Genomic DNA, 20,482 nt, shown 5'->3' with positions numbered 1-20,482 from the left:
CGAAATGTCTTAAAGATAACCGGCGGAACATTCACAAAATTTAAGCATGATGTCAATCGGAGGATGGCGCAAAAAAACAGGTCAAAGCGTTAGCGGTTCAGCCCATTCGCCTTGCCGTGAAAAAACATCCTGCCAGCAGCGGAGAACGACTGGAATAATGCATCGCGAAAGCAACAGGCTGGCTGATGATTAAGGGGGTTATGCTGGGGAACGGAGAAGAAAAAAAACCGATTCAGAGAGGAAAATAAGCAGCGGACGCCATAAATACCACCGCTTAACGCCACAGGAGCCGCTGACTTTGCTGTTCCCGAAGTGAAAGCGGGCACTCGCGCCAGAGGTAAAACAGCACAGGAAGCATTCGACTTTTTGCAGCCGAATCTTCCCATCATGGCGTGTGGTGAAAATGCACCAGAGCTTTACAGACCACTATACGTGGCCAACAGGCTTACTGATTTTTGGTCTTTTCCAGCGAGTTCAGCCACATTTTAAGGGTGTGATCCAGGCTATTCAGCGTTTCGGGTGAGAGCAACGCCAGGATGCGCCGCTCGTTTTCAACATGTTTTTCTACTGCGCGATCAATCAACGCTAGCCCCTCATCCGTGAGTTGCACCAGCATGCTGCGCGCATCGTTAGCATTGGGCTGACGGCAGATTAATTTGCGCGATTCGAGACGTTTGAGGCGGTGCGTCATCGTGCCGGACGTCACCATTAGCGTAGAAAACAGATCGGTAGGACTCAGGCAGTAGGGTGCTCCTGCCCGGCGTAGCGTAGCCAGCATATCGAACTCCCACATACTCAGATCAAAATCTGCAAATATGGGTTCCAGCTGCTGTTCGAGCAGCACCGCACAGCGCTTTAAGCGCCCAATTGGCCCCATCGGGCTACAGTCCAGATCCGGACGTTCGCGCTGCCACTGCGCAAGAATAGCATCAACGGCATCGGGAGTAGGTTGATCAGAGCTCTGCATTTATCTTGACTTCAAGTTAATTGATCGACAGACTGATTTTACCTTGAATTGAAGATAAATACAAAACCATGAATACCTCTCTGTCCTACTGGCGTGATGTACTGCTTACCGCACTGGCCCCTGCCATCTGGGGATCGACGTATATCGTGACCACGCAGTTTCTCCCGCCCGATCGCCCTTTTACTGCCGCATTGATCCGCGTGCTTCCGGCTGGGATCTTGCTTCTGCTGTTGACGCGACGATTACCCGCTTATCGCGAGCTGGGACGATTGTTGATTCTCAGTGCCCTGAATATCGGCGTTTTTCAGGCGTTGTTATTCGTTGCTGCCTATCGGTTACCCGGCGGTCTGGCGGCGGTTTTGGGTGCAATTCAACCTCTGCTGGTCATGGTGTTGGTCTGGGCGGTTGATCGTCATGCGCCAAGACAGATCACGTTATTCGCGGCTGTAGCAGGGGTGATTGGCATGGCGGTGTTGCTACTTTCTCCACGCACCGTTTTTGAACCCATTGGTATCGCCGCCGCTCTGCTGGGCGCAGTCTGCATGGCAAGCGGTGTCTGGCTGACGCGCCGCTGGAAAATTAACTTACCGGTGATGGCATTAACGGGCTGGCAGTTGGTATTGGGTGGCTTGATACTGGCTCCGGCAGCCTGGTTAATCGATGCGCCGCTTCCAACGCTTACCGCCTGGCAATATGCCGCTTACGCCTGGTTGTGTCTGGCGGGTGCTCTATTGGCTTACGCGCTGTGGTTCCGGGGCATCGCACGTCTGCCCGGCGTTGCGGTTGCTTCCCTGGGGTTGCTCAGCCCGTTAACTGCCGTGTTACTGGGCTGGATAGTCCTGTCGCAGGCGATCAGCGGTACGGCGTTAATCGGCCTTGTGGTGGTGCTGATCAGCGTGATGGTGGTTCAGCGCACCTCCCTGCCCGCCAAAAAATAGTCAGTTTAGATGCTAAAAAAATACCCCCAATATGGGGGTATCTCGATCATCCTGTTTTAACTGCTGGTCATCCCTTTTGATTGGCCAGCGATGATGGCGATTTGGTGGTGGGCTTCAGGCCAAACAGCACCGACAGAGCAGAGAACTGTTTGATCACCAGATACAGCAGCGTACTCAAACAGAGGGCCACCAGGGTATTAATGAAGACATAGGTGACCGACAAATTGTCCGGAATGTAATCGTCCAGTAGCCAGGCCCCGGTAATCACCAGCGGATAGTGCATGATATAAATCACCAGTGCAGAGTCGACTATCCCCTTCACCAGAGCATTCTCTTTCATGCGCAGCTTTTCAAAAGTGAAGACCAGCCAGTAGGAGAAGACCACGGAAAATACGCTGGAAATCAACACCGGAACATATTTTAAGCTGCTGGTGATGTGCTGATGCAGTACCACATAAAATGCCAACAGGGAGATCAATCCCAGCGCCGCAACCAGCCAGTTGTTCAGCAGCCAGCTTTGGCTGATTTGCGGAATTTTATCGCTATTGAGATACAACGCATAACCCGCAGCGTAATAAACCGCAAAGCGGGCTGTTACCGGGATCAGGCTGATGAATTCGCCAGAATCTTTCACCAGGAATTTCACGACGAAGAAGACGTTACAGGCCACAATCAAGGCTATCACTAACGCCAGGAAGGGCAATCGACGCATGCCCTGCGCAAGGCGGTTGTACCAGCGACCAGGGATCAGGAATGACATCGCCGAAAGTGAGACCAGGAACCAGAGGTGATGGAGATAAGTGTAGCCATGCAGCACTCCCTCCAGGCTCAGCGCCTCTCCCTTAATCGCTGCCGTGATCACATACATCACACCGGGAATAAAGGCAAAAGAGGCCACCAGCGGTAACAAGACGCGCTTGCAACGGTTATTCAGGAAGAATTGTGCACCTTTGCGCGCAAATACCATCGCTGAAAACATGCCGGACAAAAAGAAAAAGGCTTCCATACGAAACGTATGAATGAATTCTATAATGGCTGAAAAAATATCCGCCTGATTTTTATCCGCAACATAGTACCAGTTATTACTACCAGGCAGGCTACGTGCCGCATGATATAACACGCCTTCGAGGATCAATATTGCGCGCAGAAAATCGAGCCCAATATTGCGCTTTGAAAGAAAAGTTCTGTGTTCCACAATGTCCGCCTTAAGCGCAGGTGTGGTGAATTTAACCGCTGAGCTTCTTCCGGGCGCGTTTACGCGCAGAAAACCGTGGGTAGAAGCCAGCTTCCCGTCTGAGTTTTTGCAAAAAATGACACAATCCGAGGATAACACTTACGTATCCTTACAGATATTACTCAGTAATAGATTCAGAATATGCCTGGGTTAAACGACAGCAAGGTGAGAAAACATTCGATAAATCCTGGGTTAATGCAGGAGATCACCAAAAAAAGCATCAGGAATGATCAGTTTTAATGATGAGAGGCCAAAACAGGCTCAGACAGAGATGTAACAATCCTTCCTGTTTTTCAGTCTACTCCTGGTCTTTATCGGCGTTTTCAGATTGTCCTCAGCAAATCCGGTTTGTTAAGGTGACTTTTTGATTGTTAATTTGGAAAAAGATGAAAACTCGCGCCTTGAGAAACTCGTTGATGGTATTTTTCCTGACGCTGTTTAGCCTCAAATCTTTTGGTGAAGCCAGAACAGATAAATTTATTATTGAGGCCTGGGGCGGTTCAAGTACCAAAGGTGTGATAGCCATTCGTGAAAACGGCCGCCTGAAAAATATTGTCACGCCAGATAATGAAATTGCCTGGTTGAACCGGTTGTTACAGCAAAAGTATGGCCCGGACATTGAGGTGGTTAACCGTGGCGAACCTTCAGCACAAGCCGTGGAATTGTTGCATGGCACCTATAAATATAAACACAGTCCACCGTGGGCAGCGTCAATGTCTGGCTCAACAGCTAACATCGTGCTGCTGAATTTTGCCACCAACGATGCGCGTCATTATCACTTTACGGATACGGCGGCCGACTATGTTATCAGCCCGGAGCAGTACCGGAAGGTGATGACTCAGCTTATCCGGCTTGCTGAGAACCAGGGAAAGAAAGTGGTGTTACAGGAACCCCATCCGCTGTGTGGCCGGGCCGAAAAATGGAATATTGCCCCCTACGTACAGCAACTGGATAGCCTCGCCCGCGCGCAACATATCCCCCTGGTCGCGCAGTATCAGCGCATTAAAGCAATGCCAGACTGGCAGTCGCTGATGTCACCAGATTGCATCCACCCTTCTGTTGCCATGTACAGAAACAAAGCTGAAGCGACCTTTGCAGTATTGAACGCCCATTTTGGGCCGCAGATGGCGGCTTTCCAGCAGGCATCCCAACAAAGACGAACACACCAGGAGATTGCCGTGACAGGAACAGTTGCTCAATCTGAATAAAGGCCAGCAGGAATCCGGGTGGCGATCAGGATGAACCTTCCCGGCCGTTCTCTTACCTATCTCTCCTTCGTTTCCGGTCTGGGCTGCCAGCGATAAGAGAGAATCCGCATGTATATCCCCCCCTTCACCCCCTCGACAACGCCGTATCTCAATCTGACAAAGAGCAGCAGCACTGGCGCGGCAGAGAGAACATTAACGCCCGCGGTTATCCGCTATTCAATGCAACGGGCTGTCGATCAGATGGCGCAGATTTATCATCCCATACTCGACCCTGCTGCCTGGTTAGATCTGCACATTCGTCAACAGATTCTGGATTTTAGTCAGCGTTACCCCACGATGCGCACGCTGATGCCCGACACTAAGATCACTATGGTGTTTACCCCAACAATACGGCAGGTGGTACCCTCCGGCCTCCCACGCCGTTTCCCTGCCAAAGCGTTTAGGTTCACACTGCATGAAATTACGACTCGCCACTATCTCTATACCCTTGATAGCCAGCATCCGGGATTGCAGTTTCATCTGCGCCAGTGTGAGCATCAGCCTTTAGTGGAACAGTTGTTAAAGCAGGATTTACAGCGCCAGATGCTACAGGCATTACATAAACTTACGCAGAGTGCCGACTGGCGCAGCAACATCCAGCGGCACTACCGTCAAATGCTGGTCTTGCGCTGTTTAAACTTGCTGAGTCGACGAAACGCACCGCCAGAACAACAGCAGGCAATCATGGCCTTTCTTAAGGGAGAAAAATGCGCTCAACAGGCCTTTTTTCACGGCTACCCGTTAAATGGCGTGATCTATATTGCTACCGGGTCGTCCGAAGGCATCTTGCTCAGCATTGATGAACCTGCCAGTTTTTCACTTAAATCGCGTTTAATAGCAGATAACCGTGCCGCTTATATACAGAATTATCGCGTGACTGACTTGCCAAAAACTTCCCGGTTTCAGAACTGGGTATTGAATAAAGTGCCGCTAAAAGTACGGGAACGCTACCTGAACGATCCCCAGGCCTTTGCCTTGCAGCATAATGGTGCGCCCTTCTGGAAAAACCAAAGAAGCCTGTTTTTTGACCTCCCCTGGCAGGAACGGCGTTATGGCAGTCCTATCACCTTCAGCCGTGACCTGCACCTCCCGGCAGTGCCTGTCACACTCATGACTAGCCAAATAGCACGTTTAAAACAGGATATTGATACGCTGGTGTTAACCCAGAGAGAAATCCGGCGGGACAGACTGCTCAATAGCCTGAAATACAGCCTCAACTTTCTCAGTATGACGGTCAGCGCCGCTTTGCCGGGTACGGGTTCGGTTTTAGGTCGCGTGTTGGTGATGGCGATTAATGCCGGACTGGCCGCCGCCACTACTGGCCTGGCGGTGTATCAGATGCGACATACTCAGCGACTGGCAGATGCCGAGAAATTACGCAACGAAGCGATTCTGTCAGGTGTCTGCGGTGTGCTGGGTTTAGGGCTGGATGCCGTCGCCCTCAAAGGCGCGCTTAAGTCAGACTTTCCCGCCTTGCTTACCCGTTTTCGTCGTGTTCGTCAGTCCGTCAATCGCGTATGGCGCAGTAAGCGTGTTGCGCAGTCATCACTTAAACCGGCACGAACGGTGGATCGCGCACTGTCCCTGGCGCCAGTAAAACCACGCCGAAAAAATTTTGCACTCGAGAGCGAGTATCGACAGGCAAAACAGGCCTACGACAAAGAACTTAAACAGCGGATGGCAATGGGCCATAGCGCCACTCAGCATGATATTCAACAGCGGGAAAACATGGCCCGGGCGCAGCTCGCTCGCTATGGTGAGACACATCCAGCCCTACTGGGAGAGATTGAGCAATCAGAACCGCTGGTAGGTTTTAGTCTCACCAGTAAGAGAGAAGACAGCGCGGATTCACTGGTCCTCAGTGCCCACGGTTGGTTCACGTCACACACCGGCAACCGCCTACTCCCGCGCGGTAAAGAGATGATTTTTCTTGGGCCACACGGTGAGAAGCTGCTTGAGCCAGAAACAGCCTTAGGGATGCTACCGACTGTTAAACTATTAGAGGGCAGTGAAGTGCCTTCCATCTATGCGCGCCTCATCAATAAACATCAGGTTGATGAGGTCGCCAGTGCGGCCTTCTCTGAATTGAATGCGGGGGCGACAAAGCCCGGTTTTATCCGCAATTATCAATTGCGCCACTACGAGCGGGCCTCTGCGGCAGAATCAAAACTGGCAGTATTGACTAACCGGCTGAAGAACAGCGGTAACAAAATGGATATTTTGACGGTAGATCCGCTAGCAGGCGATCGTAAAAGCCTGGCAGACATTCTTAATGCGATGCGTCCAGGCGGTAGTTTAAGTCATTACAAGCGGTTGATTTTTGCCGCCTGTCGCGAAGAGAAACGCGCAGGCTCACTGACTTCTCTTCAAGGGGGGTTAGGCGGCTATGAGATCCACTTCTCTCCCCACGCTTTTGAGCATCAGCCTGCGGCTTTACTCCGTCAACGGCGGGCGAGCAACCACCTGGCATTTACGGGCTATCGCCTCTATTTCACCCTCACCCTGATCCCTGACAACAGCCCTGCTGGGTTCACGCTCAAACACCATATCCGCGCTTTTATCCCGTGGCGAGAGTAATCCTGGGGCAGCAGAGTCTGCCCCTTCCCCCTTTATCGTGTCAGACTCGCTAAATCTACCCGCTGGCCGCGTGCTGAGGATTGCACCATTGCTTCGATAATCTGCTGATTTTCCAGACCAAAGCGGAAATCCGGGAAACAGCCGCCACTGCGGCTTAACCCCTGAATAAGATCGTGGATTTCAATGACTTTCACATCAAAGTACCCCAGCCCGCCACCGGCGAAATCAAAACCAAAGAAGCCATTGAAGGACTCAACCTGCGAACCGGCATAAATCGTTTTGAAGCCGCGATCGCTTTTGCTGTCACTGTAGCGGGCAATCTTCAGCTCATTGAAACGCTCTCCATCCATGATGATGGTACCTTCGGTGCCAGAGACTTCCCAGGCGATACCGAAGACTTTACCGGCGGAGATACGTGAAGATTCGATTACCCCACCCGCGCCATTTTCAAAACTGACAAGCGCCTGAAACTGGTCATCATTCTCTACCGCAAGGCGTGGCGCATCCGCTGAAGCACTGGCACCATAACCCGTACCGGCTACCGCTGAAGGGCGAGTTTCAATAAACAGCTGTTCCTGTCCGACAACACTGCGCACCGGTCCCATCAGATATTGGGCCACGCTCACCACGTGCGATCCGAGGTCACCGAGCGAACCCGAACCTGCCTGCTCACGTGAGCAGCGCCAGCTCCAGGGCAGCTCCGCATCGTTAAAAAAGCCTTGATCGAACCAGCCACGAAAACGTGTTAATTGCCCAATGTCCCCTCTTTCAATCAGCTGTTTTGCCACCTGCGCCGCCGGGGTTTTGATGTTGTTAAAGGCCATAATGGTTTTTACCCCCGCCCGCTGCGCTTCATCGGTTAACATCTGCGCGTCCGCCAGGGAGACCGTCAACGGTTTTTCACAGTAGACATGTTTTCCCGCGCGGATAGCCGCGAGCGCCATCTCCACATGCATGCTGTTGGGCGTGGTGATATCAACGATGTCAATGGCGGGGTCGGCAACCATGGCGCGCCAGTCCGCTGTGCCGTGCAAGAAACCAAAACGGCGTGCTGCATCTTCAGCTAACTGTGGCGTCGCATCGGCCAGAGTATGCAACACCGGTTGCAGTGGGAGATCGCGGTAGAGCAATCCAGCCCGACGCCAGGCATCTGCATGCGCCTGGCCCATGAAGCCTGAACCAATTAAACCGACATTCAATGTTTTACGCGTCATGAGATCTTCCTTATACCTGCGGCAGGATATGCTGAGTAACAAACTGGTGTGCCCGGGTGACGAAGGTCAGCGGATTGGCTTGTGCCGGGTCCTGCTCTGCTTCCACGACTACCCACCCCTGGTAATTGCTGGTTGCCAGAAAATGCGCCAGCGCCTGATAGTTGGTGCTGCCATCCCCCGGAACGGTAAACATTCCAGCCCGCACGCCCTGGTTAAAGGTGAGCCCCTGGTCTTTTACCTGAGCCAACACCGCAGGGCGTACATCTTTGAGGTGCACATGACAGATGCGAGCGGGGAAAGCCTTTATCAGTTCTGCATAGTCAAAACCTGCGGCGGTGGCATGGCCGGTATCCAGTAACAGTCCGACCTCTTCACCACAGGCTGAGATCACTTTTTTAATCTCATCAAGCTGTTCAGCCACCATCATCAGATGATGGTGATAGGCCAACTTCAAACCGTATCTTTGGTGCAGCTGCCTGGCGAATGCCGTCAGGCGCGCGGCATACACCGGGATTTTTTCTGCGGGCAGCAGACGACGTTGAGACAGGGGAATATCCAGGGCGTTATCCGCCATCCAGCCACACTCGCCATACACCATCACGCTGGCACCACAGTGGCGTAGCAAAGTGGCGTGCGCGGCAACCGCTTCCAGCTCCTCTTCAACATCCCGCTCAGTCAGAAAACCGTCATGCCAGCCAGAAGCCAGCTGCAATGAATATTCGCCAAGCGTTGCCTGCAGTTGTACCGCATCCCGGGGAAAGATACGGCTCATCTCAACACCCTGAAATCCCGCACTTGCCGCTTCGGATAAACATTGTGCCGCCGTTGTCCCCGCACCGAGGTCATGGAGCACTTCATTTACCCAGGAAAGTGGGCTGACGGCGATGTTAATTCGCGGTGATGTTTTCATTGGGTGTGCATCCTGAACCATTTTTTGCTCCGTAGTGGGCGATGAAATTGAGGATGAAAATAAGGGATGCGTTACCGTGAATCGAACGCTAAATTGAAGGGAAACCGTCAAATCCTGACGTCTTCCCAGCAGAAGGTGCAACGTTGTGAGCGGGATCAAAAAAACAACTCTGGAGCAGATCGCAGAAGCCGCTGGCGTTAGCCTCAGCACCGTCGATCGCGTAATGAACCGCCGTGGCGGCGTCTCACCGGCGCGTGAAGCCAGAGTGCTGGAATGGGCGCACCGGCTGAATGTCGATCGGGTGATGTTTCGTGCCTATATGCGCATGTTACGCGTCGCCATTTTAATGCAGTCGCCGAAGAACCCGTTTTATCTGGGCTTACGTAACGCCTTCAACGACATTGGGCCAGCACTGGCCGAAATGCGATTGCATTGTGATGTGCACTACCTGCAGTTAAAAGATGTGAACGCCACGGTACGTCAGATCCACGGTATCGCCAGTGCCTATGATGCCCTGATTGTGGTCTGCCCGGACGATCCCGACCTCGCTGCCACATTGCGCCAGGTTGCGATGGCCATGCCCGTGATCACGTTGGTGACCGATATTCCAGATTGTGGTCGCCTGGCGTATGTCGGCCCGGACAATGCCCAGATGGGCCGGGTTGCGGGCGAGTTATCTGGCCGGTTTATCGGTCCCCAGGGTGGCGAGTTGTTAGTGGTTCTGGGGATGAAAAGTATGATCGGCCAGGGGGAACGCGAGGCAGGTTTTCGTGCCGTGCTCGCCAGCCGTTACCCCAGTTGTCAGGTGGTCACCACGCTGGAAAGTGGTGAAAATCCGCGCCGTGCAGGCGATCTGGTCAGCCGGGCGCTCTCCACGTGGCCGGGCATTCGGGGGATTTATAATATCTCTTCGGGTAACAGCAATATTGTGCAGGCACTGCGCGCGCACGGTAAAGAGAAGCAGGTGGTGTTGATTACCCATGAGCTGACCGCTGACCGCCGTCGCCTGCTGCTGGCGGGCAGTATTGATGCGATTATCGATCAAAATCCCTGGGAAGAGGCCCGCCGAGCCTTAGAGGTGCTGGCCCGCCACTTTAATCGTGCCCCGGAACCGGAGAACCACAGCGAACATACGCCGTTCCAGATCTATCTGCGTGAGAACTGCCCCGCAGAAGGCCAGGCGGCTTATGGATTTCGGGCGGGGAATCGTTGAATAAACGGGGGTGATACCGCAGGCCATGCGGAGTCGCATGGCCTGCGCGTCGTCTTATTTAAAGCTGTCGCTGGCCGCTTTCGCGATAGCGATTTCGTTCGGGTTCGCTGAACCACTCACGCCAACAGAACCGATAACGGTATTCTGCTGGTAAACCACCGGAGAACCACCGCCCAGTGGGATCACGCCTGGCAGGGTAGCGATCGCAGGCTCTTTGCCGTTCGCACGATCCATATATTTGTCGGTTGGCGTGCGATACAACGCCGCCGCACGACCTTTCAGGATGGAAGAGTCAATACAACCCACAGGTGCATTGTCCATGCGCTCAAACGCCAGCAGTTGACCCGCCTGATCCAATACTGCGATGCAGACATTGGCTTTGAGTTCATGGGCTTTATCTTTCGCTGCCACGATCAGTTTCTGTGCATCACTTTGTGTCAGGATAGTCTGGGTGGTGGTTGCATGAGCTGCCACTCCGCCGAACAAACCTGCAGTCAACACCGCCAGAGAGAGTAATTTTTTCATTGTTCAATTCCTTGTTAACTAACGGGCCGCCAGGCGGCCCGGGAGATTACGCGCGTCGGCGACGCAGCGTGAAAATAACCCACAGCACCAGTACAAATGCGATAGCAATCCCACACCATGCCATCACGCCAGCGTAGCGAATCAGCCAGCTACCGCTGTCGCCTTGCAGCGTCTGCTTAACATCCGCTTCGGTGATAACATGGGCCGGGTTGCCAAAGGTGACGGACACATAGTTCGCCACTTTTGTCAGTTCTTCTGTTGTGAACTGTTCTTTAAAGGTCGGCATGAAGGCATGACCCTCAGCCGTGTTACGGTTGACCCCTTCCGCGATGGTCATGATCAGGTTAGACGGGTCAGGTGAGACCACGGCTGATGAACCCACCAGTGACGGGAAGAAGGTTTGCGCATCATGCGTACCGCGACCATCTGCGGCATGACAGGCGGCGCAGGCACCGTTGTAAAGCTGTGCTCCGCTCATCTCTTTGCCGGAAACATAGTCTTCAATGGTGTTACGCATGCCGGTCTCTACAGCCGAGATTGGCGTTGGCTGGGGTGCCTGAGCCGGGGCCTGACGATCGGTGGTGCTGATTGCCGGAACCTGTTTCAGGTAGTGAGCCATGGCCTGCAGATCGCTTTGATCAAGGTGTGAGAACGAGTTCTGCACTGCGGTACCCATTTCACCACTGGCGATCGCTTTACCGTGCAGCGCACCTGTACGTAGATAGGTAACGATCTCGTCTTCACTCCAGCTACCAATGCCCGAGTGGACATCCGGCGTAATGTTCGGCGCTGTCCAGCTACCGACTTTACCACCGCCAAGGAAGCGAGCGTTCTCTTCACCCATCATGCCATCACGCGGGGTGTGACAGGTGGAGCAGTGAGCCAGGGTTTTCACCAGATATTCACCACGATCCGCACTGCCCGCTGGGGCATCGCTGCCTTTCACCGCTGTTTTATCCAGATACAGCATGTTCCAGAAGAACATCACCGGACGGAAAGAGAACGGGAATGGCAGTGAAGTTTCTGGCGCTGCATGATCATCCGCTGGAACACCCAACATCAGATAGGAATAGAGCGCGTGCAGATCATCATCGGACATCCCCGCAAATGCGGTGTAAGGCATTGCTGGATACAGGAAGTGATTACCCGGTGCTTTACCTTCACGCATAACCGCCGTGAAATCTGCCAGACTGTAGTTACCAATACCGGCCGTTTTGGATGGCGTGATATTTGAACCGTAAATCATCCCCATGGGTGACTGAATAGCGAAGCCACCGGAGAACGGCTTACCACTCTGCGGGTTGCGGTGACAGGCAGAGCAGTCACCCGCAACAGCGAGATATTCACCGCGCTTAACCAGCGATGCTGACGCTTCGCTGTCTGCGGCCATGACACTGTGAGCAGACAACAGCAGTCCTGCCGTCATCAGGGCAATATTCATGATGCGTTTCATGTCAAATCTCCCGGATGATGGTGTCAGCCATACGCAGTGACAGGGCGATACCGGTCAGCGTTGGGTTCACAGTGGCAGACGTCGGCATGACACCGGTAGTTGCCAGGAACAGGTTCGGGTGATCCCAGGTGCGCATATCTTTATCCACCACCGAATCCTTCGGATTGTCCCCCATGATCACCGTACCCATAATGTGGTACTGGTTACGCCAGCCGGTCGGCGCTTCAATCACTTCGCCATTGAACGCCTGAAGGAAGTTCGCAAAGTCTTTGTACGCCTGAGGACGCATCCCGCGCACATAATCATCCAGGTGATAGTGTACGTCGAGCATCGGCAGGCCAATGGAGTCCTTGCGGTCTTTACTTGGCACGACACGGTTGGTTGGGCTGGGTAAGGTTTCACTCATGGTACTGATGTTCATGATGCGTGAGGCACGATCGTAGATCGCATCTTCCAGCGCTTTACCCATCAGGCCCTGCTTCAGCAAAGGTGCGGTAACATCAACGTTAGGCACCAGATTACGCAGTGAGTAACGAATCGCAGAGTGTTGCGCACGGCTTGGCTCATCACGGCGGTTAGCGATGCAACCATGCTGTACCGAACCACGTCCTGTCCAGAGCGGCTCATCGGCCAGGAAGGTCAGACTCAGGCCGGTATGGTCCATCAGATTACGTCCCACCTGATCGGAACTGTTGGCGATGTCATTCATCAGCAGCAGTTTTGGCGTTTCCAGTCCATGTGCGGCAACGACAAAGATTTTGGCGGTCAGGCGGGTGTCTTTACCATTGGGTTCACGATAGGTGATCGAGACAATTTTATTGTCCGCGCCTTTTTCGATTTTCCATGCAACACATTCGGTACGCAGGTCAACGCCCAGCGCCACCGCTTTATCAACGTGCATATCGCCGGAGTACATCGCCCCAATCGGGCAGACCGGTTCACAGTTGTTGTTACCTGCGCAAGCCGGGCGGCCATCATAAGGACGTGAGACACGACCGTGCGGTTCATGGATAACCTGGTAGCCCATCGGCCCCAGCTTCGCCTGCATACGCTGCGCCATATAAGGCTTGCCTTCCGGTGGCAGCGGATACTCCTGCGAACGCGGTGGATAGTGGCCACGGCCCTGGCCACTCTGGTCTTCATGACCGGTACCCACTACGCCCACTTCCAGCTCAGCTTTCACATACCATGGCTCCAGCTCTTCATACGGGTATGGCCAGTCGCGGCCGACGCCGTAGACGCTTTTCAGCTTGAAGTCATTCGGCAGTAAGCGCCATGCCGCTGAGGCCCAGTGACGCGTACTGCCCCCTGCGACACGCAGATAACTGGTGACGTAGGCAAAATCGGGATCGCCTTTGGCATCAATGTAGCCATCGGTGTAGGAGTTGGGTGCCCAAGGCAAGTTAGGATATGGCGTACACCAGTTACGCTTACTGGCACCGTTACGGTAGTTTTCCACCACTTTCCAGCGTGGAATGTATGGCCCTGCTTCCAGCATGATCACAGACTTACCCGCTTTAGCCAGCTGATAAGCTGCGTTGGCACCTAATGCGCCTGAGCCAATGATGACGACATCAGCATCAAATTCACTCATTGTGTTTTACCTTGCTTAATTATTGTTATGCAGTTTTTTTATGAGCAATCATGTCCTGGGCTTCTGCCAGGGTACGCGCTTTGCCTTGCACCATCAGTAACCAGGGCTCTTCTGGTTCACGAATGGTTGGTGCTGCCTGCGGAGATTTATCACCCCATTCACGGATGTTTTCCGGCATTGCCGGTGCAGTGACCCCTTTTGGCACTTCAACCCAATAGTCTCCCCCCGCGCGAGCGTAGGTGGGACGAATGGTGTGATCGCTGGTCGGCTCATACATCAGCGCTGACAGGAACGTCACAAAGTGCGCATCGTCCACGGCTTTGGTGGTCGAAGGGTTACCGGTGTAACCGAGATACCACGGTGAAATAATGGTGAGCGCGGTTTTCACGTCTTCATCATCGAGATGGCCGACGATGGCCTCACGATCTTCTGTTTTCAGTGCTGTAAGGTTGCCGATCAGGCGTGTTAACTGAGCCGGGAAACTGGCATCCTTATCCACCAGCAGCTGCCATAAGCGCGTTGTAATCGCCGGATCAAGACCACGACGACCAGTTAATAACTCACTCGCACGCAACAGTGCCGCCTGAGGTTCAGCATCCGCAGACGCCGCAAAAGCAGCGTTCAACGGGATAGAGACAATGAGTGGCGCAGCCAGCATCATTTGCAGAAAATGTCTTCTGTCCATGGTGACTCCGCTAGCCTGCATTCAGGGCAGAGAGTGCCCCTTTCGCCGCTTCGGCATCTACAGCGCCATCTGGCGTGCTGACACCAATCGCGCCCACGACCACGCCGTTAAGCTTGACTGGCTCACCGCCTGGCAGTGGTACCACCACCGGGTTGCCTAACATCGCCACGTTACCGGCGGCAATTTTTTGCTGGAAGCTCTCAGTGGAAGCACCAAACGCCACAGCAGCGTGCGCTTTTTTCGGCGCCAGCTCAGCATTTGCCAGGGTTGCACCGTCCAGACGGTCATAGGTGATCAGCTGTCCGGCTGGATCGACGACCGCGATAGCGCCGCCAAGGTGGTGAGAACGAATAATCTGTTCCGCTTTGTCCAGCAGGCGCTGCGCCTGTTGGTGATTCAGCGTTGAGATTTGAGTAGCAGGTTCAGCAGCCTGTGCGCAGGCACAGATCAGACCGCTGCACAGCAGTGCAGTTGGAAGCAGTTTCATAAGTTCACCTGATTAGAGGAAAGTGATTCAAAAAGTAAGCGTGTTCGTCAGGCTTTGGCGAAACGGCGCTGGATAAGATGGTCGATACTCCATTTCCCGCTGCCGTTAAGGCAAAGCAGCAAGAAGCCCGCCGCGCAGGAGATGTTTTTCAGCCAGACCATCAGATGGGCGTGACTGTATCCCTGGTAGAACAGGAAGCCTGCAACCACAGAGAAAACAGCCATGAACACCGAGGTGAAGCGGGTCAGGAATCCGAGGGCGATGGCGATACCGCCGCCGACTTCCAGCAAGATCACCAGGGGTAAAAAGAAGGCAGGTACGTTGTTCGTCGCCATCAACTGCACGTTGTCAGCATAGTGCGCAATCTTGTCGACACCTGAAGCGAAAAACAATCCAACAGCCATGAAACGACTTGCTACAGCGAGAGCATCCTTGGAATGAGACATGATGTGACCAAAATGAAATGTAGTTGTTAATGAACCAAACAGTACATTTTAAATGGTTAATCAGTTTTACCATTTCGTGCGGTAAGTAACGCCTGTTAACATTCGGAAACCTTTAAAGTCACTGGCTATAACCCACTGAAACAGGTTAGATTTTTTGAATACATCGACAGAGTGGATGGGAATTTTTGAGCCAGTTCACAAAGATCGCAGAGGAATTGTCAGCAGAGGAAAACCCAACGGGCCTCAGAGAACCGTAGGAAATACCTCAGATTTCTGGCGCGAATGAAACACTCTCCAGCCAGTACAGGCGCTTACGCGCAGCGATTTTGATTCATCAGGCAGACGTAAAGAATCAGGACTATGTTTAAAAGTTTTAATTCGCCAATCACATTCCCACCAGGAATGTATTAATAAATTTACGTGAATACTTTTTATCGATATCCGGTGCCAGGATAAGCGAAATTAACACCGGAGAAACAACATGGCTTATCGCTTTCTTGTCACCACCACCACCCTCGGCCACGGCGGCCAGAAGATTCTGGCAGAGGCTGGGTGTGAAGTGGACTATCTCGACAACGCTAACGATCCACAGGAAGTGGAACGTCGGATGGCGAATACGGAGTATGACGCCGTGATTTCGCGTACCGTCGACCTCACCGCGACCGCGATCAATGCCTGTCCATCCCTGCAAATCATCTGTAAGCACGGTGTAGGTGTGACCAATATCGATGTTAATGCAGCCAGCGAGCGCGGCATTCCGGTATTGACCACCCCAGCCACCAACGCTCAGTCAGTGGCAGAACTGACCATTGCCCTGATGCTGGATGCTTCACGCCGCTTGCCTTACTTCCAACAGGAAGTGGCACAGGGTCGCTGGACGCGGACCGGTGACGGCGAAGAGCTGCAAGGCAAAACCCTTGGCCTGGTCGGCTTTGGCGAAATCGGTCGTCGCGTGGCGCGTATTGCTCAGGCAATCGGTATGAACGTGGCGTTTTTCGATCCTGCCCTGCCAGCCGATCGTGATACGGGCGAAGTGCGCCGCTGCAATACGCTGGAAGCCTTATTGGAGCAGTCCGACGTATTCAGTCTGCACTGCCCCGTCAACGATAAAACCCGTCTGATGATCAATGCCACCACCCTGGCACTGCTGCCTGCGGGCGCAATCATTATCAATACCGCACGTGGCGAATTGATTGATGAAGCTGCACTTGCGGCCGCGCTGGAAAGCGGTCATCTGCGTGCTGCTGCCCTGGATACGGTAGCGAAAGAACCGCTGGCGGCCGATCACCCCTTCCGTGCACTGCCTCAGGTCATCATCACGCCACACATTGGCGGTTCAACGCCACAGGCGTTGGATGCTGTGGCACATAGCGCTGCTCGTCAGTGTCTGGAGTGGCTGGATGCGAAACAAATCAACCGTTTTGCCTGCGTCAATCCGCAGGTGCTCAACAAGGAGTAAATCATGTCAAATCGTAGCGACTGGCCAGCAGGCTATTTCATCGGTGAACGCGGCGCGAAAATCGATACCGCCATCATTGAAGCCTTCCGCAAACTCCCGGCAGCCAACATTGGTGACTGCATGGGACGTAGTAACGCCGCTTTAGGCCTGAAGCCGTATCACAATGATCCTGAGCTGGTGCTGTGTGGCCCAGCCCTGACGGTGAAAGTGCGCCCAGGCGATAACCTGATGATCCACAAAGCCATTGAGCTGGCTCAGCCAGGTGATGTCATCGTTATTGATGGTTCCGGTGATCTGACTCAAGCGCTGATCGGTGGCCTGATGCGTACCTCCGCGCAGACCAAAAAAATCGCCGGTTTCGTGGTGAATGGTGCCGTTCGTGACCTGAACGAATGGGCAGAAGGCGGCATCTCTTGCTGGGCCGTAGGCAACACCCTGCGCGGCCCGTCAAAAGATGGCCCAGGTGAAGTCAACACCACCATCAGCTGCGCAGGCATGATCGTTGCCCCTGGCGACCTGATTGTGGCCGATGCCGATGGCGTGATTGTTATTCCTCAGGATCAGCTCGACACCGTGCTGCCGCGCGTACAGCAACACGCACAGCGCGAAGAGAAAATTCGCGCCAGCAACCAGTCTGGAACCGCAGATCCTGAGCGTTTTAACGCCATTCTGCGTGCAAAAGGCTGCCCGCTGTAAAACCGTAGTTCCATGCCAATAACCATAAAAGACCATTGGAGTACCCTACGATGTTAAAAAAAACTGTGAGCACGTCATTACCCCCTCCAATGAGTTGGCGTGAGAACATGTCGTCAGAGGAGCGCCGTACCTTCGGCGCTCATCTTTCCGCACGGCTCGAACGCTTACCTTCTGCCCGCCCAGTGTGGTTGATCATTTGCGCCCTGGCGTTGGGAGGCTGGTTTGAGTTGTATGATGTTTTCCTGACCGCCTATGTCGGACCGGGCATGGTACGTGAGGGAATTTTTAGTCACCAGAGCCATAGCTTTTTTGACCTGACCAGCCTGGGGGCCTTTGTTGCCGCCATGTTCCTTGGGGTCTTTGTCGGCACCTTACTGATTGCCAACCTTGCCGATCGTATCGGTCGCCGTAAAGTCTTTGTCATTGCCCTGCTGGTGTATGCCATCGCCAGCGGCATTATGGCATTCCAGCACGATCCCTACGCCATTGTGTTCTGGCGTGTCATTTCGGGGATTGGTGTCGGTGCCGAGCTGGTGACGATTGACGCCTACGTGTCGGAATTTATCCCGGCACGCCTGCGTGGCCGTTCCTATGCGTTTGTGCAGGCTATCCAGTACACCTCCATTCCTACCATTGCGTTCCTTTCCTGGCAGTTGGTTCCCCTCGCGCCGATGGGGTTGACGGGCTGGCGCTGGGTTGTGCTGTTTGGCTGTGTGGGCGCCGTTGTGGTCTGGTTGATCCGTATGGGCCTGCCAGAAAGTCCACGCTGGCTGGTGCAGAAAGAGCGCTACAAAGAAGCCGAAGACGTCGTGCGCCGCCTGGAAGCGAAAGTGATGAAGTCTACGGGTGAACCACTGCCAGAAGTGCTTGCCAGTGACATCATTCCCGTTGAAGTGGCCAAACCGGGTGTCAAAAATGAGATGTGGCGTGCGCCTTATCGCCGTCGCACCATCATGCTGTTGGTCTTCAACTTCTTCCAGTCGATTGGTTACTACGGCTTTGCTAGCTGGATCCCAACGCTGCTGGCAATGAAAGGCGTGAACTTCACGCATAGCCTGCTCTATTCGTTTGTGATCGCGTTTGCTAGCCCACTGGGCCCGCTGATCGCGATGATGTTTGCCGACAAAATTGAACGTAAGTGGCTGGTCAGCGGTTCGGCCCTCGCCATCGCCATTGTTGGCACCGTGTTCTCCTGGCAGTCGCAGGCCGCGATGCTGGTTGTTCTGGGCCTGCTGTTGTCCCTCGCCAGTACCTGCATGACGTTTTCATACCGTACTTATCAGGCTGAGTTGTTCCCAACCCGCTTCCGCGCGAAAGCGATTGGGATGGTCTACTCCGTCAGTCGCATTAGCGGCATGTTATCTGGCTTTACTATCTCCTGGATCCTGCATGAAGCAGGCGTTAACGGAGTCTTCCTTTTGATCTCATTCGCCATGGCGATTGTCGTTTTCACTATAGGTATCTTTGGGCCAAGAACGCTTAACCGCCGCCTTGAGGAAATTTCGCCCTAATTGCAACGCAAAAAAACAGGAGTTATTACATGCGATCATTTTTTAAGAAAACTTTACCGGCGTTAGCTATCGGTTTACTGTGCCAGCACGCTTTTGCAAAAGATGTCCTTCCGGCAAAATTGCCGACCAAAGAGGACAGCCGTTTACAGGAAATGGCGACCTCTAACCGTATCTGGAACGGTGTCACCGTGAGCCAGGATGGCCGTATCTTTGCTTCTTTCACCCAGACCGAAGGGCCAGGGTTGCAACTGGCTGAAGTGGGTAAAAATGCCCAACTGACTCCGGTGCCAGATGAGGAGTGGAACCACTGGGATGCCAAAGATCCTGAGCATCACTTCTTGCACGTGAACGCCACGCGCTTTGGGCCAGATGGTTTCCTGTACGCGATGGATGCAGGTAACACCGGTATTGGTACTGGCGCACAGGCCGTTGTCGGTGGCGCTAAACTGGTTAAGATTGACGCTAATACCCGTAAAGTCGTGCAGACATGGGTGATTAAGCCACCGATCCTGAAGCCAACCAGCTACCTGGATGACGTTCGTTTTAACGGTGATTTCGCGTACATTTCCGATCCTGGTGCCCCTGGTTTTGTCATCCTGAATATGAAAACCGGCGACGCACACCGCGTGCTGGATAACCATCCACTGGCCATCGACCATCTGCCACTGTATGCCGATGGCAAAAAACTTTACCTGCCGAATGGTAAAGAGAAGCGCGTAGGTGCCGATCAGCTGGAAGTCTCACCTGATGGTAAATGGCTGCTGTTCCAGGCTATTCCAGGCCCGTTAGCACGTATCGAAACCCGCTATATTGACGACGCGAAACTGTCAGAAAAAGAAGTGGCTAAGCACGTGCATAAAGTACTGGATACCTGGACCACGGGCGGTACGGCTATCGACTCTGACGGCAATGTCTACATGTCACAGCTGAACACTCGCTCAGTGATGCGCATCACACCGGAAGGCAAAGTCAGCACCGTGATTTCCGATCCACGTCTGGTGTGGATTGATGCGATGTGGGTAAGCAAAGGCGCATTGTGGATGCCAGCAGGGCAGATTAACCGCACGCCAGCGACCACCGGCGGCAAACCTTCAACGGTTGAATACCCGGTGAAAATCTTCAAAATTGATCTGCCGATCGCACCTTCACCACGCGATCACCAGTAATTTGTCATAAAGAGAACGGTGCCCTGGCGGGTGCCGTTTTTTTTCGTCCTGAGAAAAGGGATTGAGCGAAAAAGAAGAAAGGCGTTATGCCAGACCTGGTGCGGCAGGTCTGGCATCTCGTTGTGATTTATGATTCACCTCCTGAGTGGCGGCATAATGA

At 53.6% G+C, this 20,482-nt stretch carries 18 protein-coding genes; 8 read left to right on the top strand and 10 right to left on the bottom strand.

Annotation, left to right across the window (positions count from 1 at the left end):
• Window positions 1-445: 445 nt before the first annotated feature.
• On the bottom strand, window positions 446-967 hold the full coding sequence (locus tag B880_RS0117555; RefSeq protein ID WP_017348760.1) for a MarR family winged helix-turn-helix transcriptional regulator: 522 nt from the start codon (window positions 965-967) through the stop codon (window positions 446-448).
• 68 nt (window positions 968-1,035) lie between these two features.
• On the opposite strand from B880_RS0117555, the gene B880_RS0117550 reads away from it, so the two are divergent.
• Entirely contained in the window at window positions 1,036-1,905 is an 870-nt protein-coding gene (locus tag B880_RS0117550; RefSeq protein ID WP_017348759.1) for an EamA family transporter, read from the top strand.
• A 67-nt stretch (window positions 1,906-1,972) separates the two neighbouring features.
• Here the strand turns inward: B880_RS0117550 and B880_RS0117545 are convergent, their stop codons facing one another.
• The gene (locus tag B880_RS0117545) at window positions 1,973-3,100 is read right to left on the bottom strand and encodes an acyltransferase family protein (protein ID WP_017348758.1); all 1,128 of its coding nucleotides are present in this window, start codon (window positions 3,098-3,100) and stop codon (window positions 1,973-1,975) included.
• Between the two features lie 425 nt (window positions 3,101-3,525).
• Between B880_RS0117545 and B880_RS0117540 the strand changes: the two genes are divergently transcribed.
• Both B880_RS0117540 and B880_RS0117535 read left to right on the top strand, forming a co-directional pair.
• A complete protein-coding gene (locus B880_RS0117540; RefSeq protein ID WP_157060580.1) occupies window positions 3,526-4,347 on the top strand; it encodes an SGNH/GDSL hydrolase family protein in 822 nt (273 codons plus the stop codon).
• A 108-nt stretch (window positions 4,348-4,455) separates the two neighbouring features.
• A complete protein-coding gene (locus tag B880_RS0117535; RefSeq protein ID WP_157060579.1) occupies window positions 4,456-6,963 on the top strand; it encodes a putative adhesin in 2,508 nt (835 codons plus the stop codon).
• 32 nt (window positions 6,964-6,995) lie between these two features.
• Here the strand turns inward: B880_RS0117535 and B880_RS0117530 are convergent, their stop codons facing one another.
• Window positions 6,996-8,177: a Gfo/Idh/MocA family protein gene (locus B880_RS0117530; RefSeq protein WP_017348755.1), complete on the bottom strand. Its 1,182-nt coding sequence runs from the start codon at window positions 8,175-8,177 to the stop codon at window positions 6,996-6,998.
• A 10-nt stretch (window positions 8,178-8,187) separates the two neighbouring features.
• On the bottom strand, window positions 8,188-9,087 hold the full coding sequence (gene iolE, locus B880_RS0117525) for a myo-inosose-2 dehydratase (RefSeq protein WP_026042742.1): 900 nt from the start codon (window positions 9,085-9,087) through the stop codon (window positions 8,188-8,190).
• 145 nt (window positions 9,088-9,232) lie between these two features.
• Between iolE and B880_RS0117520 the strand changes: the two genes are divergently transcribed.
• A complete protein-coding gene (locus B880_RS0117520) occupies window positions 9,233-10,300 on the top strand; it encodes a LacI family DNA-binding transcriptional regulator (protein WP_017348753.1) in 1,068 nt (355 codons plus the stop codon).
• A gap of 54 nt (window positions 10,301-10,354) precedes the next feature.
• Here B880_RS0117520 and B880_RS0117515 read toward each other — a convergent pair whose 3' ends face one another.
• Genes B880_RS0117515 through B880_RS0117490 form a run of 6 tightly spaced genes read right to left on the bottom strand, consistent with a single transcriptional unit; the run spans window position 10,355 to window position 15,448 of the window.
• Window positions 10,355-10,825 carry a GlcG/HbpS family heme-binding protein gene (locus B880_RS0117515; protein WP_017348752.1) on the bottom strand — a complete coding sequence of 157 codons (471 nt, stop codon included), beginning with the start codon at window positions 10,823-10,825 and terminating at the stop codon, window positions 10,355-10,357.
• A gap of 46 nt (window positions 10,826-10,871) precedes the next feature.
• Entirely contained in the window at window positions 10,872-12,278 is a 1,407-nt protein-coding gene (locus tag B880_RS0117510) for a cytochrome c (protein ID WP_017348751.1), read from the bottom strand.
• Window position 12,279: 1 nt separating this feature from the next.
• Window positions 12,280-13,872, bottom strand: a complete 1,593-nt coding sequence (locus B880_RS0117505; protein WP_017348750.1) for a GMC family oxidoreductase — start codon at window positions 13,870-13,872, stop codon at window positions 12,280-12,282.
• 25 nt (window positions 13,873-13,897) lie between these two features.
• Entirely contained in the window at window positions 13,898-14,557 is a 660-nt protein-coding gene (locus B880_RS0117500; protein ID WP_026042741.1) for a sugar dehydrogenase complex small subunit, read from the bottom strand.
• A 10-nt stretch (window positions 14,558-14,567) separates the two neighbouring features.
• Window positions 14,568-15,044 (bottom strand): GlcG/HbpS family heme-binding protein, encoded by a 477-nt coding sequence (locus B880_RS0117495; protein ID WP_017348748.1) that lies wholly within the window; start codon window positions 15,042-15,044, stop codon window positions 14,568-14,570.
• A 47-nt stretch (window positions 15,045-15,091) separates the two neighbouring features.
• The gene (locus tag B880_RS0117490; protein WP_017348747.1) at window positions 15,092-15,448 is read right to left on the bottom strand and encodes a DoxX family membrane protein; all 357 of its coding nucleotides are present in this window, start codon (window positions 15,446-15,448) and stop codon (window positions 15,092-15,094) included.
• 523 nt (window positions 15,449-15,971) lie between these two features.
• Here B880_RS0117490 and B880_RS0117485 point away from each other — a divergent pair.
• The 4 genes from B880_RS0117485 to B880_RS0117470 all read left to right on the top strand — a co-directional run bounded on the left by B880_RS0117485 (window position 15,972) and on the right by B880_RS0117470 (window position 20,322).
• Window positions 15,972-16,949, top strand: a complete 978-nt coding sequence (locus B880_RS0117485; RefSeq protein ID WP_017348746.1) for a hydroxyacid dehydrogenase — start codon at window positions 15,972-15,974, stop codon at window positions 16,947-16,949.
• Between the two features lie 3 nt (window positions 16,950-16,952).
• A complete protein-coding gene (locus B880_RS0117480; RefSeq protein WP_017348745.1) occupies window positions 16,953-17,645 on the top strand; it encodes an RraA family protein in 693 nt (230 codons plus the stop codon).
• 107 nt (window positions 17,646-17,752) lie between these two features.
• The gene (locus tag B880_RS0117475; RefSeq protein WP_017348744.1) at window positions 17,753-19,156 is read left to right on the top strand and encodes an MFS transporter; all 1,404 of its coding nucleotides are present in this window, start codon (window positions 17,753-17,755) and stop codon (window positions 19,154-19,156) included.
• A 29-nt stretch (window positions 19,157-19,185) separates the two neighbouring features.
• Complete coding sequence (locus B880_RS0117470) at window positions 19,186-20,322, top strand: SMP-30/gluconolactonase/LRE family protein (RefSeq protein WP_017348743.1); 1,137 nt, start codon at window positions 19,186-19,188, stop codon at window positions 20,320-20,322.
• Window positions 20,323-20,482: the final 160 nt, after the last annotated feature.

Origin of the sequence: Pantoea sp. A4 (assembly GCF_000295955.2) — a bacterium.
Classification (GTDB): domain Bacteria; phylum Pseudomonadota; class Gammaproteobacteria; order Enterobacterales; family Enterobacteriaceae; genus Pantoea; species Pantoea multigeneris.
This window is presented reverse-complemented; position numbering and strand designations above follow the sequence as displayed.

Excerpts from the sequence above, each read along its gene's own strand:
- B880_RS0117555 (WP_017348760.1), bottom strand. The coding sequence starts at position 967 with ATGCAGAGCTCTGATCAACCTACTCCCGATGCCGTTGATGCTATTCTT.
- B880_RS0117550 (WP_017348759.1), top strand. The coding sequence starts at position 1,036 with ATGAATACCTCTCTGTCCTACTGGCGTGATGTACTGCTTACCGCACTG.
- B880_RS0117540 (WP_157060580.1), top strand. The coding sequence starts at position 3,526 with ATGAAAACTCGCGCCTTGAGAAACTCGTTGATGGTATTTTTCCTGACG.
- B880_RS0117535 (WP_157060579.1), top strand. The coding sequence starts at position 4,456 with ATGTATATCCCCCCCTTCACCCCCTCGACAACGCCGTATCTCAATCTG.
- B880_RS0117530 (WP_017348755.1), bottom strand. The coding sequence starts at position 8,177 with ATGACGCGTAAAACATTGAATGTCGGTTTAATTGGTTCAGGCTTCATG.
- iolE (WP_026042742.1), bottom strand. The coding sequence starts at position 9,087 with ATGAAAACATCACCGCGAATTAACATCGCCGTCAGCCCACTTTCCTGG.
- B880_RS0117515 (WP_017348752.1), bottom strand. The coding sequence starts at position 10,825 with ATGAAAAAATTACTCTCTCTGGCGGTGTTGACTGCAGGTTTGTTCGGC.
- B880_RS0117510 (WP_017348751.1), bottom strand. The coding sequence starts at position 12,278 with ATGAAACGCATCATGAATATTGCCCTGATGACGGCAGGACTGCTGTTG.
- B880_RS0117505 (WP_017348750.1), bottom strand. The coding sequence starts at position 13,872 with ATGAGTGAATTTGATGCTGATGTCGTCATCATTGGCTCAGGCGCATTA.
- B880_RS0117500 (WP_026042741.1), bottom strand. The coding sequence starts at position 14,557 with ATGGACAGAAGACATTTTCTGCAAATGATGCTGGCTGCGCCACTCATT.
- B880_RS0117495 (WP_017348748.1), bottom strand. The coding sequence starts at position 15,044 with ATGAAACTGCTTCCAACTGCACTGCTGTGCAGCGGTCTGATCTGTGCC.
- B880_RS0117490 (WP_017348747.1), bottom strand. The coding sequence starts at position 15,448 with ATGGCTGTTGGATTGTTTTTCGCTTCAGGTGTCGACAAGATTGCGCAC.
- B880_RS0117485 (WP_017348746.1), top strand. The coding sequence starts at position 15,972 with ATGGCTTATCGCTTTCTTGTCACCACCACCACCCTCGGCCACGGCGGC.
- B880_RS0117480 (WP_017348745.1), top strand. The coding sequence starts at position 16,953 with ATGTCAAATCGTAGCGACTGGCCAGCAGGCTATTTCATCGGTGAACGC.
- B880_RS0117475 (WP_017348744.1), top strand. The coding sequence starts at position 17,753 with ATGTCGTCAGAGGAGCGCCGTACCTTCGGCGCTCATCTTTCCGCACGG.
- B880_RS0117470 (WP_017348743.1), top strand. The coding sequence starts at position 19,186 with ATGCGATCATTTTTTAAGAAAACTTTACCGGCGTTAGCTATCGGTTTA.